General features: G+C 50.1%; 20 protein-coding genes. 8 read left to right on the forward strand and 12 right to left on the reverse strand.

Annotated features, from left to right (window positions below; translation table 11 throughout):
• Positions 1-233 precede the first annotated feature (233 nt).
• Positions 234-653 (forward strand): hypothetical protein, encoded by a 420-nt coding sequence (locus ASF29_RS10750; RefSeq protein ID WP_062450693.1) that lies wholly within the window; start codon positions 234-236, stop codon positions 651-653.
• A 113-nt stretch (positions 654-766) separates the two neighbouring features.
• Here ASF29_RS10750 and ASF29_RS10755 read toward each other — a convergent pair whose 3' ends face one another.
• On the reverse strand, positions 767-1,681 hold the full coding sequence (locus tag ASF29_RS10755) for a hypothetical protein (RefSeq protein ID WP_156462623.1): 915 nt from the start codon (positions 1,679-1,681) through the stop codon (positions 767-769).
• 185 nt (positions 1,682-1,866) lie between these two features.
• Here ASF29_RS10755 and ASF29_RS10760 point away from each other — a divergent pair, with 185 nt between their 5' ends.
• The gene (locus tag ASF29_RS10760) at positions 1,867-2,193 is read left to right on the forward strand and encodes a hypothetical protein (protein ID WP_062450695.1); all 327 of its coding nucleotides are present in this window, start codon (positions 1,867-1,869) and stop codon (positions 2,191-2,193) included.
• Positions 2,194-2,773: 580 nt separating this feature from the next.
• Here the strand turns inward: ASF29_RS10760 and ASF29_RS10770 are convergent.
• The gene (locus tag ASF29_RS10770) at positions 2,774-3,157 is read right to left on the reverse strand and encodes a hypothetical protein (protein WP_062450697.1); all 384 of its coding nucleotides are present in this window, start codon (positions 3,155-3,157) and stop codon (positions 2,774-2,776) included.
• Between the two features lie 104 nt (positions 3,158-3,261).
• Here ASF29_RS10770 and ASF29_RS10775 point away from each other — a divergent pair, with 104 nt between their 5' ends.
• Entirely contained in the window at positions 3,262-3,861 is a 600-nt protein-coding gene (locus ASF29_RS10775) for a hypothetical protein (RefSeq protein WP_062450698.1), read from the forward strand.
• On the opposite strand, the gene ASF29_RS10780 is transcribed toward ASF29_RS10775, so the two are convergent.
• Both ASF29_RS10780 and ASF29_RS10785 read right to left on the reverse strand, forming a co-directional pair.
• Entirely contained in the window at positions 3,849-4,505 is a 657-nt protein-coding gene (locus ASF29_RS10780) for a recombinase family protein (protein ID WP_062450699.1), read from the reverse strand. The two genes, ASF29_RS10775 and ASF29_RS10780, sit on opposite strands and share 13 nt — an antisense overlap.
• A 260-nt stretch (positions 4,506-4,765) precedes the next feature.
• Positions 4,766-5,791: a hypothetical protein gene (locus ASF29_RS10785; RefSeq protein ID WP_156462624.1), complete on the reverse strand. Its 1,026-nt coding sequence runs from the start codon at positions 5,789-5,791 to the stop codon at positions 4,766-4,768.
• A gap of 49 nt (positions 5,792-5,840) precedes the next feature.
• Between ASF29_RS10785 and ASF29_RS10790 the strand changes: the two genes are divergently transcribed.
• Both ASF29_RS10790 and ASF29_RS10795 read left to right on the forward strand, forming a co-directional pair.
• Entirely contained in the window at positions 5,841-7,211 is a 1,371-nt protein-coding gene (locus ASF29_RS10790; protein WP_156462625.1) for a HEPN domain-containing protein, read from the forward strand.
• 53 nt (positions 7,212-7,264) lie between these two features.
• Positions 7,265-8,194: a hypothetical protein gene (locus ASF29_RS10795; protein WP_062450702.1), complete on the forward strand. Its 930-nt coding sequence runs from the start codon at positions 7,265-7,267 to the stop codon at positions 8,192-8,194.
• A gap of 5 nt (positions 8,195-8,199) precedes the next feature.
• Here the strand turns inward: ASF29_RS10795 and ASF29_RS10800 are convergent, their stop codons facing one another.
• The 3 genes from ASF29_RS10800 to ASF29_RS10810 are packed head-to-tail and all read right to left on the reverse strand — an operon-like array spanning position 8,200 to position 9,445.
• Complete coding sequence (locus ASF29_RS10800; RefSeq protein ID WP_062450703.1) at positions 8,200-8,751, reverse strand: hypothetical protein; 552 nt, start codon at positions 8,749-8,751, stop codon at positions 8,200-8,202.
• Positions 8,748-9,071, reverse strand: a complete 324-nt coding sequence (locus ASF29_RS10805) for a hypothetical protein (RefSeq protein WP_062450704.1) — start codon at positions 9,069-9,071, stop codon at positions 8,748-8,750. The genes ASF29_RS10800 and ASF29_RS10805 overlap by 4 nt, the downstream gene beginning before the upstream one ends.
• The gene (locus tag ASF29_RS10810) at positions 9,068-9,445 is read right to left on the reverse strand and encodes an endodeoxyribonuclease (RefSeq protein WP_280136424.1); all 378 of its coding nucleotides are present in this window, start codon (positions 9,443-9,445) and stop codon (positions 9,068-9,070) included. Before ASF29_RS10810 ends, ASF29_RS10805 begins: the two co-directional genes overlap by 4 nt.
• 61 nt (positions 9,446-9,506) lie before the next feature.
• Here ASF29_RS10810 and ASF29_RS10815 point away from each other — a divergent pair, with 61 nt between their 5' ends.
• From ASF29_RS10815 to ASF29_RS10820, 3 genes are all read left to right on the forward strand, one after another.
• Positions 9,507-10,277: a hypothetical protein gene (locus ASF29_RS10815; protein WP_062450706.1), complete on the forward strand. Its 771-nt coding sequence runs from the start codon at positions 9,507-9,509 to the stop codon at positions 10,275-10,277.
• A 92-nt stretch (positions 10,278-10,369) separates the two neighbouring features.
• Positions 10,370-10,672: a hypothetical protein gene (locus ASF29_RS24350; RefSeq protein ID WP_156462626.1), complete on the forward strand. Its 303-nt coding sequence runs from the start codon at positions 10,370-10,372 to the stop codon at positions 10,670-10,672.
• Positions 10,615-10,944, forward strand: coding sequence for a hypothetical protein (locus tag ASF29_RS10820; protein ID WP_062450707.1), 330 nt, complete (start codon positions 10,615-10,617; stop codon positions 10,942-10,944). The genes ASF29_RS24350 and ASF29_RS10820 overlap by 58 nt, the downstream gene beginning before the upstream one ends.
• 47 nt (positions 10,945-10,991) lie before the next feature.
• On the opposite strand, the gene ASF29_RS10825 is transcribed toward ASF29_RS10820, so the two are convergent.
• The 5 genes from ASF29_RS10825 to ASF29_RS10845 all read right to left on the reverse strand — a co-directional run bounded on the left by ASF29_RS10825 (position 10,992) and on the right by ASF29_RS10845 (position 13,233).
• Complete coding sequence (locus ASF29_RS10825; RefSeq protein WP_062450708.1) at positions 10,992-11,381, reverse strand: hypothetical protein; 390 nt, start codon at positions 11,379-11,381, stop codon at positions 10,992-10,994.
• The gene (locus ASF29_RS24355; protein WP_156462627.1) at positions 11,381-11,539 is read right to left on the reverse strand and encodes a hypothetical protein; all 159 of its coding nucleotides are present in this window, start codon (positions 11,537-11,539) and stop codon (positions 11,381-11,383) included. The genes ASF29_RS10825 and ASF29_RS24355 overlap by 1 nt, the downstream gene beginning before the upstream one ends.
• Complete coding sequence (locus ASF29_RS10830; protein ID WP_062450709.1) at positions 11,539-12,039, reverse strand: hypothetical protein; 501 nt, start codon at positions 12,037-12,039, stop codon at positions 11,539-11,541. Before ASF29_RS10830 ends, ASF29_RS24355 begins: the two co-directional genes overlap by 1 nt.
• A gap of 210 nt (positions 12,040-12,249) precedes the next feature.
• Positions 12,250-12,507, reverse strand: coding sequence for a hypothetical protein (locus ASF29_RS10840; protein ID WP_062450711.1), 258 nt, complete (start codon positions 12,505-12,507; stop codon positions 12,250-12,252).
• A gap of 96 nt (positions 12,508-12,603) precedes the next feature.
• Complete coding sequence (locus ASF29_RS10845; RefSeq protein WP_062450712.1) at positions 12,604-13,233, reverse strand: hypothetical protein; 630 nt, start codon at positions 13,231-13,233, stop codon at positions 12,604-12,606.
• Between the last annotated feature and the right edge of the window lie 778 nt (positions 13,234-14,011).

A 14,011-nucleotide genomic window follows, 5' to 3' on the forward strand; every position in this document is an offset into this window, starting at 1 on the left:
AAACCGAGCAGAAAAATGATACGAGAAATCGGCGTTAACCTAATTTCAACAATGATATAGCCGTTAGCGCTGTATTCAGATACAAGCGCATCACTGAGCCGAATTACTTGCTCCGTGACCAGACGAAGGATGAAGGCCTTAGCGGTTCAAAACCGCATTCGTCGCCAATTCGCAAAACGCGATGCGCGCCCGTGTCTCAAACGAACGGGTGAACTGTCACATATGGAGAAGTTATGACTTATTATTTCCAAAACAGCGTGAACCCGGGCCACACTCAGGATGCAGTGGTTCAAGACTTCACTTCTGCTGGTCTCTATAAGGGGATCATTGAAGTCAGCCATGCCGTTACTGGCACCACCTATTATGATCTAGGCGAGCGGGCGAGAAAAGATATTGGGGAATTGAACAACCTTCTGTCGCAGTCCACGCGCCAGCTCGCATACGATCTGTCAGCGGTCGCACCGGATTATACCGCGACAATCATGGATGCGGCTAGACAAGCGGCAAGTGAGTTGGTTGACTCACCGTGGATCATTCGTGTTGGCTACAAGAAGGCTGGCGAGGTCAAGCATTACATTTGGCTGCTCTTTACAAATGAAAAGGATCAGACTGAGTGGATGGCTGAGGGCCATAACCGCGATATCGTCGTTTGACGGTGCTCCGCCCGGTGTAAAAACCGGGCCGATCATTTTCACGGTAGGTGCTCCCAGCGCCATTCAATGAATGATGGTCATAAGGCGCGAGGAAGCTTTCGCGGTGTCGATTTTCACTCCGAGATTTCGGCCGCCAAGTTACGGATTTGCCTAAGAAGTTCAACGCCTACGTGAAGTGCATCATTTAGAACGTTTTCAGGAATGACCTGACCGTGCGCAGCGGCATTTCCAGTGTTGATGAAAAAATCAAAACTTGGGGCCAAGCGCGAAGAACTTGGTTTGTCTATCAAAAGCATGTTGAACAACTGCCTGCTGCTTAGAAATTTCGCGTCTTTACGCGTTCGATGAATATCTAAACTTTTACCGAGTGCACTGCGTAAAACGACTTCGATCTCGCGTCTAAGGATTAGTAGTTTTGCTAAAGCGCTGTCACCTTCCAACCGTTCAACTTGTTGAACCGTAGCGAGCGTTGCATCATTTGAGCTGGCAGACGGCGCATTCGGTTCAGATGGCTGACCACAATCGGGGCCAGGGTCATCGGTGACTGGAGAGTTTGAAGCTGCGCTTACCCCGATGCCTGATCCGCCGAGGCCGCGTAGAGCAGCCTCCTTGCTCTCGTTATAGAACTGGAGGTAGACGCTGTTGGCATTGGCGTTTGAATTTACGCTGCTAAGTGAGTTGGTCAGCGTTGCCTGGACTACTTGGAGGTGTCGGATTTCTGTCTGCGCCGTTTCAGCCTTAATTTCCGCACTTTCCGCTTTAGCCTTTACTTCTGCAAGGCGACTCTCGAACGAAAACACCTTAGCAATCTCTACTTTTCTGGCAAAAGGCGCGAGAAGAAACATGATACCGATCAGCAGAAAGATATAACGCCCATCCTTAGTGACATCAGGAGCTGGGAAAAAAGGCTGAAGAGAAGCGTAGGCGAAATACGCCGCGGCGATGCCGCATACGAGCGCAAAGATGGTTTCGCGAGACGTTGCCCACTTCCAGAAGGCATTCACCCCGTCCAAGATTTTTCTGATCACAATATGCCCCCAGAATCCCCGAAGCACACTTAGGTTGCGGAATATCGTTCGGTCAAGAGCCGCGATGCTCTGGGCAAATCAGATAACGTTACTTAGAATTTGGGAAGCTCGTCATTACAAGCCCGCCGTAGGGCACTGACCGCAGAATTCACGCGTTGGGAACGATTGAGTGGTAAATTTATTGGATGAACCAGACAGCCCTCGCAATCATCATCGCTGGTATACTAATCGCAGGCAGCATTTGGCTCTCCGCGCCGAGATATGCGATCACCACGGAAAACGATGGAGTAATGCGAATCGATACGATGACTGGCAAGATTAGTTTCTGCCGGGCCACGAGTTTCGTCGATGAACCACTTTGCTCTCCATGGGGTGAGAAATCTCTTGAACAGTTCAGAGCAGACCGAAAAGCGGCAGCGGTCGCCGCACCAAAGCCGCGTGAGACCACGACTGAGGAAGTTGATAAAATGTTGAAAGACTTCTTGGACAGAGAAGATACGAGCCAGCCATAACTTCTGGACGATTTTAAAACCGTATCAGCAGGTAAACGTACATATGAGTTTTTAGCGGTAGCCACAGGGGGGTGAGTGTATGCGTGCGTCCTAAAACACCTTAGGAGGCTCGTCCGCTAGCGCCGCTGGCGTTGCAGCAGTTGCTTTGCGCCCTACCCTTCACGCGTTTCCTTGACTGCTCTGAAGCTTGGCCTGGCACATACGCCCACAGCTGCGCATCAATCCAGTTGCGCGCGTTCTCGTTACGTTCTATTTTGCTTTATGCCCGACAGAAGCCTTGGATATGCCGCTGAGAAACGAATGATGGTTGTCGCAACTTGCAGACAATGCAAGCGACAGGCCAAGGCTTTTGCCAGCGATCTATCCGGCGTCTACGGCAGACACAAAGACTACCGCACGATGAAGTTCAGGTGCGAACAATGTAGTCCCGGCGCGTGTGATATTACTTTGGAGCCAGATGGCTTTGACCGAGCGCCAGAGCGCATTGTGTGGCGGCCTGTGAAGGTCAAGGACAGGCAATGAGCATGAAGCCCCGGCATTGCTGCCGAGGCCACTCCGATTGCGCAAGCGGAGTTTTCGATTACTTCGCTTTCTTCTTCGCTCGGCCCGCCTTGAGGCGTTCACTGCGATCAGCCGAGTGCTTGGCGATAGCCTCTTGCAGCTTCTTGTCCTGCTCCACTGCCATTTTTGCAGCTGTCAGGATTTCGACCACGCCGTCCAAGTCCTTTGCGCGGAACAAGCGAGCGCCTGCGATTTCATGCGCGGCGCGTCCGATGCGAACCACGTAACCGTCGCGATCCTTTCTGAACCAGAGGCTGCGTGTTTTATGTTCCTTGCCATCCTTTACTTCAGCCGCAAACTTCTTCTGTTCTTCAAGTTTGCTGTAAAAGATATCAACTGCGCTCTGGCCACCGATTACACCGGCTGTTGCTGCGGACTTGAGAAGTTCAATTGCGTTAGTCATCTTCGATCTACCTTTGCACCAGCAGCGCTATTGCTGCCGTGCTATCCGATCAATAGCCTTTGAAGAATCAGGACAACCGAAGATTACTCAGGAAGAGCAAAAAAATGATACCTCAGCTTCCCACCGATAACCTGTACAAGTTTACGACACTAGGTGGCATCATCATCATCGGTTTTTGTCTTTGGACGTCCAGAGAGCATTCGGTCGAAATCGACGCCCAAATGCTGAAGGCTGGGCAGGCTAACAGTAATTTTGACCTGATCCATAGCGAAGTGCAGTCAGATCAGCAGGATGTTCTGGATCAACTGGAGCGGGTGGAAGATTTGGTGGCAAAGGCTTCCGATCCGGCAAACCCCTCTAGGATTGAAGACGCGAAAAAAGCGATGGCGGCGTTCGATGACGCGAAGAAAGCCCGCAGTGAGACAAAAGAAAAAACTAAACAGTTGCAAAGGGCCGGTCAGGACTTCGAGAATCAAAGTCGTGAGATGGAGTTACTAGCCAAACGCATTGAACAAGACACCGATCTCTCGAAGTGGTTGTTCATTTGGGGAAGCGTCATGACTTTCTCTGGAATGTCAGCTTGGTATTTTCGACATCAGCGCTATCAAGATGAACTCTTAAAAGTTCAACTGGAGAATGCTCGGAAGCAAGGTAGGAATGACATCGCTTTACCGGTGCTTGAGGAGAAAACTCATACCGAATGATCGTTGGATTTGTCGCCCAGCCTAAGCAGCAGTCGTACTACCTGTCCAACGCCCCATTGCGCTCCTCGTGGTGTCGTAATGCCCATCTTGTTCAGCTGACGTGCAATTGCTGCTGGCGTGTCAAAGCCGCTTTCCTTGAGTGCTCTGATTGTTTCCGTGAGTGCGTTTGCGAAGTTATCCGCCTTATCCATTTTGGATTGATGGGCGCCGCCAAGCTTCACGCCACGCTGTTTCGCAACGGCCAGTGCCAACTTCACGCGTTTACTGATCTGCTCACGTTCTTCTTGTGCCACCGCTGCTAGGATTCGAATGGTCAACGGAGTGGCATGTGGCTGATCCGCTGCGACGAAATCCACGCCAGCTTCCAGCAAGTTGTTGATGAACGCGCTGTTACGCGATAGCCGGTCCATCTTCGCAATCAATAGCGTGGCCTTGTTTGACTTTGCATGGGCCAATGCTGCTGTGATTTCCGGCCTGTCGTTTTTACCGCCGCTTTCGACTTCCGTAAATTCTGCGATCACATTGCCATTGGCGAACGCTTTCACCGCCGCACGCTGCGCTTCAATGCCTAGTCCTTCTGCGCCCTGCTTCTGCGTGGACACACGATAGTAAGCGACAAACTTCTGTGGTTGTACTGGTTGCATTGCACCCTCTGACATTCGATTAGTGTCCGTTGTCAGTAGTGCCAAAAATATTACTTCGCAGCCGCAAAGATAGGTTGATTTCTAAACCCACTGGTGCAGCGTCAGCCAAATCTTTTCAAATCTTCGGTTGCCCTATGATTGCACAAGCTTAACATACGCGGGTTTCGGATTTCTGTGATTTCTGTGCGGCTTTGTGAGTTTCTGTGTTGATTATCGGTCTACCAGGATATCGCGTTGTTTTGACGTTGATCCGCTTCTAATCAGGCAGCCTTATCATCTTCTTCTGTTGTAATTGGGTCTGTCTGCTCTACTGGATCATTTAGATCAAGGAACATATCAAATTTTTCGACGATGGTGCTGTCTGAAAGTTCTCTTTTTATGTAATCGCGTAGAGGAACGATCATTTCTCTCCTTTCATCTTGCGCGGCATTGATCGCCGATAATTCGTCTTCTGACATATGCGCTTTGTTGCGGCTATGATTCCAATCATATTCGTCAAGCAGGATTTTGAAATCTCTCACGTGGATTGCTAGTTCATTCAGCCAATCATTGAAGGGATCATCGAACATAAATTCTGATCGGTTCGATAGGTCGAAAAGGTCGTCGACTACACTCTGGCTGACAGTCCAATTATAATCAAAATCTAATTTACTAATCGAAATCAATCGGTTATATATCTCTATCCGCTTTTCAAACATCGCAATCCGATGCGCCCTCTCACCAGCTTTCAACGACATGGCCAGTTGCCGCTCATTGAGTTCCGTTTGCTTCTGCATTGCAGCGGTCTGCGCTTCTATGAACGTGGCTTGCGCTTTAGCGGCGTCGGCCTGTTCTTGCATTACCTCCCGGTTTTCGGTCAGTTCTTTGCGTTGCAGCTTCAATTCCTCGGACTGCATCATGGTGGCTACGAAGAGCCAGAGAAATGCTAACGGAGCAAAAATACCGGCAAGGAAATCGCCGATTTCGTTGAGATCTAACTGGACTACACGCTCAATGAAGCCAGCTTCATATTGGTGAATGAACACGGCAACCAGTATAGCGTAACCAAATGTCACGAAAAAACCGAACCATAGCCACCAGATTTTTCCGCTGGCTTTATCTTGCTTACTTCTCATTTCTTGCACCGTTGAACGCCCCATCATTTGCCGCGAATATACTTGTACAACTGATTCGTTGTAGATGCAGGAGAACGCAAACAGAAAGTTGGGGAGCAAACCAGAGACTATGGAAGAGGAACCTACCTTATCATTGGAACAAAGCAGTGCATTGGCGAACGAAATAGGCATCGCCTTTCGCCTTATGCATAAGGCTAGCCTGCCATTTGCAAAGAGAGCGATGACAAAGCTTTCGCACTATCCTGAAATGTTTATCCGCGATAACAAGATGCCGTCCTTCGGTGAGATTGGATACTGGCGTGAGGATGCAAAGCGCGACTTTGATTACGCGATAAGCGGCACGATTTTGTCGGGCCCATTTGGCGCACTACCTGCGGAAGAATTGAAAGCGTGCGACAAGCTTGGTTCAATGATGTGGGAGACACCTGCAACGCGCCACCGTTTTGAATCGGAATGGGATGCCAACTATGAAGCCAAGCATCTAATCGAGAACGCCGTGAAGCGCTATTTCGATTTGTACGGAACAGAGGACTATGATCCACATCATGCTTGGTCAGTTGTGCATCATTTCATAGTTGCGGTAACCCAAGAAGCGTTACAGATTGCTCTAGCAGTACCGATCTTGATGCATCATTTCGAGGCTGACAGGTTTAGACTTGATGACGATTCCTATATCATTCGAATGCGTAAGCCCCTTCAGCTTTCCAGAGCAGCAAATGTCTTCGGCTTTGGCGGCGTTTCGAAGAGTGTGATCGGGTCAGCAACACACGCTTTCGTTAATACCCGGTGGTCAATCCGCAACATGCGGAGTACACAGTTGGCATTGAGGTTAGTCGATCCGTCAGATGCCACTTTTAGCACAATAGATGAATTTTTTGCGGCCCTGCGGATCGCGACAAATGCCACTAGTGGGTATGCTCAAGTGCTGTACGTTCCGCGCGGCTGGGCTTACGGCTACAAGTGGGATTTGCCTGCACTATACTCGTCAGAACACCGTCGTTATCCGAGCGATTACGATAGCAGCCTATTCTGGTCAAACGACGCCGTCCGGACCATTCCAAATGAATTGCTGCCGGATGTTAGGGATATCTACAAGCAGGTTCGCTCGGCGAAGCAAAACAACATGGAACTAGCGTTGCGGCGTTTGAACACATGCGTCACACGTGACGACGATGTGGACGCAATTCTCGACGCCATCATCGGGATCGAATTGCTTTTGAGTGGCGACCGAACCGACAGCATAACGTACAAACTACGGATGCGTGTTGCTGGTTTGGCAAAGCTGACAGGCGGCCGGTTCAATGCTGCCACCGCCTTTTCCGACATGAGTCAGCTTTACAGCACCCGCTCCGATATTGTCCACGGTAACGCGTCCAAAAAGCGTAACAAGGACATCGAGGATAAGAAGCGCAGCCAATATAGACAGCATCGCGAGATGGCCACGAAGTATCTCAGAATGGTTCTACAAACACTGCTAGAGCATTCCCGTTATAGAAACCCCTCAAACATAGACAGCGATCTGTTGATCAATTTTGGCATATCGACAGGTACCGAACAGGTCGACCAAGCAGATCTCCCCGGCATGCAGTAAGAGCTGCAAATCAGTGCAATCCCACATTCTCGTACGTTGAAGAGGTCGCCAAAGTGTTGCTAAGAGAGATAGCGTTTAAATGCCCCTCGTGCGGTGCGCTGTGTGAAGACGAGGTAGAAGACCCAGGCTTTGATGGTCTCAGAGAAAAGCCTGAGGATGCAGAAGGTATTCTGAGGCAAAAGATACTCTGTACAACTTGTGGCTCCGACATCGATCTTGAAGTTCGGAATAACGGGGCAGCGTTGTTGGTCACCATCTCAGGACACCACGATTCAGAAGTAATCGTTGGGAACAACGTTCTCGACCAATCAGCCGCATTCGAGCACTGGATTGATGAAATGGCGATCGTGCCGGAGGTGACATTCGAACGAACGATGGACGACCTCGCTATCTTAAGCGAGGCTTCGATTGATGCGAGTTCACGACGTGTGTTAAACCGAATGATATTGACGTCGTACTTTGCGGCGATTGAACAGTATCTCTATGGTAGACTTGTTCGTTTGGTCTCCAACGATACGGAAGCCATGCTACGACTAGTTTCCACTGACAGAGAGCTGAAAGCTATGAAGTTCACACTGGCAGAGTTTGCCCAACAGCCAAAACTCGTTGAAGTGGAGGTTATGAAGCGGCTGCAAAATCTAATGTGGCATAACTTCGAAATCGTTAATCAACTTTACAAAGCCGTTCTCAATAAAAGCATTTTCCCAACCGCCGAAAATCGCTCCTATCTCAACCGAATGACAGAGGCTCGGCACGATTGCGTGCACAGGAACGGGTACGACAAAAACGACATGAGAGTGAACGTCACAGAGGACAGCCTAGACGACCTTCGGAATGCGCTGAAGGCTATGTATGGGTGCGTTGACGACGCTTACAGGGAATATCAGAAAGAGCCAGGCCGCCAAAAAGCAACAAAAATGCAGATTGCCAATGCGTTAGCAAAGTATTCAAAGGCAGCTTCGACCAGCACTACTAGTGTTTGATACTTTCATATCGAGAGCCGATATAACATCGCGTCGGCCTTAATCTCAAAACTCAGGACCACTACCGGATCGAAACGCGGGTTGAGGAATGCAAAAGACAAATCCTGCATGGAAACCGAATTACCAGCCTTTTCGGTTAGCTGGATTGTCAACTTGCTTGCGGTGATATCTGTCATGCGACCAAAACGCTCGTAGAAGTCCATACGGGCGATGTTGTCGCGGACGCGGTGTTTGCTGCCGAGCAATGCGTTTGCGCTACGAGGATCGCTTACCAGCTGCATGTCATGGGCCAGTGGGCTATCAGTAATTTCCACAACACCACCAATGCCTGCCGCGATCTTGAGCCGCTTCTCTGCCCGATCCAAGTTTAGGTGCATGACGGCGAGATACGCCTGAAAATCCTGACTGATAAACTTGAAGCAGGTCGAGATTGGATGCGGAAACAGGTCCATTGTTCGCCAATACTCGTTGAGATCGTATTCCCACGCCGACCAGTCATTCAGGATTTGCCTCTGCTCCCTGATCGTGTCGAAATGCTTGAAAAGCTGTCGGCTCATGCTGTGCCTCCTTGTGAGAGTTTGAACAGCATTGCAGCTTCCTTGTTTGGAAACTCGACGATTGCTCCACACTTGTCGTCGGCGTAAACGATGTTCTTCACGTTATTCCAGTTCATGCCGCTGAGCGCACGATAGACACGGCTTGCGATGATTGCTTTGCGAAGATGATCCAGACCGGCAATTCCGAAATCTTCATCCTCGCTCTCGATTTCGAACAACGGGCCTAAACCGAAATTGTGTTCGTCACTTGTGAGGAAGATTGCGGTTTCAGCTTCACGGACTGCGGCGGGATCAACTGACACGAAATAATTGAACGTCATGCTTTCCTCCACGCGATGCCGTTCTTGTCGCACCAGTCCGCGTACGAGGTGTTGCTGGTCTTACTCAGCTTCGCATCGGGGTTCTGAAAAACGATTGTGATACTGCGGTGTGGATGCTGCTGCTTGACAGCCTTATGCTTTGTACGATCTTCCGCCGTGAACCGGCCTTTGATTTCGATAATGTCGGCGGTTGTCTTGTGTGTTAGGTCTGGCTTGTAGCGCTTCTGAATCGTGTAAGTGATCCACTCAGCTTCATACTGATAGTCAGGTCCAACCTGCTTATGTACGCGCTCTTCAAGCTTGTTCTTGTAGTCGGGCATTTGACTGGCCTTCTTGTTATTTGTTCTGCCAGTATTTACCCATCCGTTCCGTATGACCCTTCAAAGCGCTGTCTGGCTTTAAATATTGGATGATCCAGATATCTAAAGGCAGTGCATGGACTTCTCTAACCTATCTACGGCGTTCGCCTCGTTCGTTGACACATTCAAAGCGAAGCCCATCTACGCGCTTCTTGCGATCAACATCATCGGCCTGTTCGCGGCCCTTGGAATGCTTGTTTACGTGGGCTTTTCCGACCCTTCTAAAATCATCGACATAGCTGATCGCCTCGCATCAAAGATCACGACAACACAGCCGCTCATCGAGCCAATCACTGTGCCCATTCCGCCTGAGGAAGAAGCGAAGCGATTGCAAGAGAGCATTCCGCGTGATGCGCTGACATGCGCGGCTGTTGATGAAATCGGAGAAGAGTTTGGTGCCGACCGTGCTACATTCTGGACGTTCAGCAACGGCAGTTATGGTCTTGGTGGAGTGCCCTTCAATTACGCCAACGTCCATTGCCCGTACGTGCGCGAGGGCATCGCCTATATCCCCGAAGAATTCCAGAAAATCCCTAGCAGCATCGCAGCTGAAACAAACGCGGTTCTTTTCCCCAAGCCGGGAGTGACCGAATGCGGACGCTGGACGCGTGACCAGCTTACCAGTGCTTATCTACGGGCCAGCATGAAGCAAATGGGCAGCGTTGAAATGCTGCAATGCGGGGTTCGTGACGGACGAGGCATTCCGATTGGGAAGATCGTTGTTTCGTGGCGCGAAATCGAACCACGAAACATTCCTGACCTGCTGGCTAAGCTGCAATCAACTGCCCACGCAATCGGCCAGTACAATACTCCGACCATCCCTATCGAGGGGCTGTCGAAGAATTGAAATGCTTGCGTCTGTACCTTGGATTTCACGACAAGTCTTGTTCAAGAAATGCCTATCTGCGATGGTCTCCTGAACGCAGAATGGAGATAAAAATGCGGGACATAGAGGGTTTCGACGAGACAATAGAAATGCTTTTGCCTTACTGGGATCAAATTCAAGAGCATTTCGACCACGTCAACCAGACATTCATTTCTCTTTCCAGCCGAGAGCATGACACGATTGGCCGGGTATTGCGGGCGCATCTCGTAGTCGAGCATTTCCTAAATCTTTTTCTTGAGAACCATTTCGGACATGAAGAGATCGCCGAGATGCGCCTTAGCTCCACGCGAAATCGCTCATGCTGCCGAAAACTGGATCGAGCGCGTCATTTGTCCGCTCTGGCATTATTGAACTGAACACTATTCGCAACAAGTTTGCCCACCGGCTGGACCATGAGATCAAGCCAAAGGACTTGACGGCGATGATAGACGTTTTGAGGTATGCCCGATCAGCTGAAGCATTTGAAGGACCGCTTGATGTAATCGAGGGCTTCATGCCTGTTGCCGCTGCGTGGCTCGCCGTTCCGCCGAAACATTTGCAAACAGTGTTTGATGATGCATTTGCGAAGATCCGCCTGCAAACACCTAAAATCATTGAAGAGATGAAGGAGAAGATGCGTTCTCGTTAACAGGCTGAATTCTATGGTGTCGCCCTGATGGTCGATTTTAAAAAGCGTTACTTTGTGCTGGTAAGCCGTATATTTTGCAGGTAGCGCCGCCATTGCTCGTTGACGGCGGTCTGCAGGGCCAGAGCGTCAACGTTTGCTTCCTTACCAAGATCGCGCTGCATGAGCGCCCGTGCGTCTTTAAGCGCCTGTTCTCTAGCTGCGGCAATACCCGCGCTCGCCTGCTTCATCAGTTCAGCTTGCACGGTTGCGTCACGCTGCAAGGCGTTGATCGTTTGCGTCTGGATTTTGAGATCGCGCTGAGCCTGCGCGAGTTCAGTCTGTGCCGTGCGCAACGTGGCCTTGTTGATTTCGTTGCGCTGATAAAAGAGCAAGCAGGCGGCAATGAGCGCTGCCATTAATAGCAGCACCCATTTATTCGGAAGAAGGCCTTCGAGCATTAGTACCAGCGCTTTCGCTCGCCCTTTCGGCGACCGACATGTTTTGCGTAAGGCACTTTACCCTTCACAGGAGCTTTCGGCATAATTGGCTGAGCGGGTTGCGATGTCGGCACGAACACGGTTTTGCCGTTGATGATGATCGGCTCATAGGTGCTCATCAAAGCACCTTCCCATTCTCATCAACGAACTCCAGACGACCACAGCCAGCAAGTTTCGTTCCTTTGCTTAGCGCCTCGATCAGCTTAGGCAAATGCTTCAACTGGCCTGCGGTGAAATCGAAACCCTTTGTCACTTTGTCTGCGACCATCCCATCGATAAACTCCTGCCATGTCTGCGCCTGCTGATAGCGATTGCGAACGGAAGCCTTAGTGCCCATGATCACAGCATCAGTTGGACTTGCGATGTAGATGCGTTGAAGGTCTTGCAACAGCAGACCAAGCCAGCGGCGATCACCACGGCTGAAATCGAGAAATGGAATATTCGAGTTCTGAAAACGCACCTTATATTGCAGCACAACCGGTCCCGCAGCGGCTTTCAGCTCCGAGATTGGGTCAAGACGCTTTGGTGCAGATGGTGCGGGTTCTTGTGGAGGCTCTGGATTATCTTCTTTGTCGAGGCCGATGAAAATATTGATATTAAAAACTGTTGTGTCGCTCATCGCGCACCTCGCACGAGTTCCTTGATGCGTGACCACAAGCTGACTGTCTTGCAACGTCGATGGCAGTTATCGATTACGTGCTGACCGTCTTTATCTGCTTCAACGCTGCAAACTTCACTGGCGGCAAGTTGGTTTCTGATATTGGCCCGACGTGCCTTATGCGCTGCGGCCATCTTTGCGCGTGTATCTGCGCTGGTCTTTTCACCCTTCCTAGCCATTGCGGTTCTCCTCACCGAAGTTGAGAACTTGTGCCGTGCTTGTGGCAGTCTCTCTTTCTTCGTAAACAGCGCGGATGACCGAGCGAAAATTCGCGATGATCTTATGAGGGTAAATAAACGTTTTTCGATTAGCTTGTTCTACGCTCTGCAACTGAGATTGTGTGCAATCGGCTTCGTAATGTTTAATGGCCTTATCAAGCGCTTCTATCGCATAATTAATGTCCGCAATTAGTTTGGAATTGTCTTCCATGGGAGTTTGCTCCTTCTTGTATTTCTTCTGTCGTATTTATTAGGTTTTCAAATTTGAGGCAGTTTATGGCGTCTGATACTTGGAACCGCCCCTTTGTTACGGGCGGTTCTCCTCTACACGCTTCTTTGCCCATCGGGCCTTTGCAGCTTCACGCATCTTTTCAATCTGCTCTGGAGACTTGGCTCTGCCTTTCAGACCAGCGCTAATTTTTGCGCAGGTTTCGGCATCAAGCTTCTTGCCCACCTTTGAGCGGGACATTTTCGCTCGTGTAGCATCGCTGGCTTTTTTGCCAGTTCGGGACTTGCGGATAAGGTCTTTGCTGTCGGCGGTGTGTTCGTCACCTGGGCCAAACTGACAAGCACGTTCAGCGTCTTCACGATTGACGTAGCAGGGTGTGGATGCGTCCATCACACCAGCTTTAAATGCCGCGCGGGATTTCCACGTCAGTACGTAACCGTAATTGGATTTCATGAAGCGCTCAAAACGGCCTTCAGCCATGCGCTGCTCCATACGCTGGCGGCGGCTTGGAGTGATAAGCGCGAAGAACTCTTCGGGTGATAGATTGAACGTGCGCTTCTTGAGAAGTTGATAGGTGCGTGCATTTGCGTACTGTGCGAGAAGCGCAGCATCTACAGCTGCGGAAACTGCAACAGGATCAGATTGCTTTGTGATAGCACGGATGACGTCGATAGCTGACGCTTTGATAGGCTTTGGTGGGTAATTCATAAAATATCTCCAATAATAATCAGCGATTGGCTCAACAACGCTGTATTCTGTATTTACTTTTTCAGTATAAAATATTGGCTCTTACGATGTCATTATTAAAATGTATTGACCCGGATCGTGTTGAGCGTCGATCCGGGTCCATGTTATTGGAGATAACATTGGCATTGCTGCCGATTTATTTATGTTACTGCCAACGGTTCGGCTTTGCGATTTTTTTCTGCACATTCAGAACCAGTCATAGAGCGCCGTACAGCGCGGCAGCGTAGGGCAAGCGCGTTGTTGCTGGGACCGCACGGACGCAGCCAGTGACGCTCTCTGACGTGTTTCCAGCCCGTTTTTCGGCATGTGGATTACGGCTGGCGAGCTGCGCGTTTTTCACTAAACCCCAAAACGGAACCCTCACGAAGTGCCAGACGGAAACCCTGACCCGTCGGAGACAACACACTCAATAACCTAAACGGAAACCGGGAGCGGAGCGACCACAAGCGTCGCAGACAACAGACAAGTAATCACTTCCCAATTCGGAAGGAGCGCAAGCGACCGCGAGTAGCAGAGATGAGCGGATTTGAGTGCCAACGAAAAACGCGAAGCGATGCGTGAAGCCGCCAGCGCTTTGCGCTGATGAAATGATGGACTGGTTGGGTCCATATACATATATGTATATGGATCTAATCAATCTATTACTTCGTCAGTGTAATGCCTGTTCTATTTTTATGGGTCTAATCATTCTATTACCCCCGCCTGCACTTGAATGGCGGCAGTAAATAACGCGGATCAC

Origin of the sequence: Rhizobium sp. Leaf262, assembly GCF_001422245.1 — a bacterium.
Lineage (GTDB): Bacteria > Pseudomonadota > Alphaproteobacteria > Rhizobiales > Rhizobiaceae > Agrobacterium.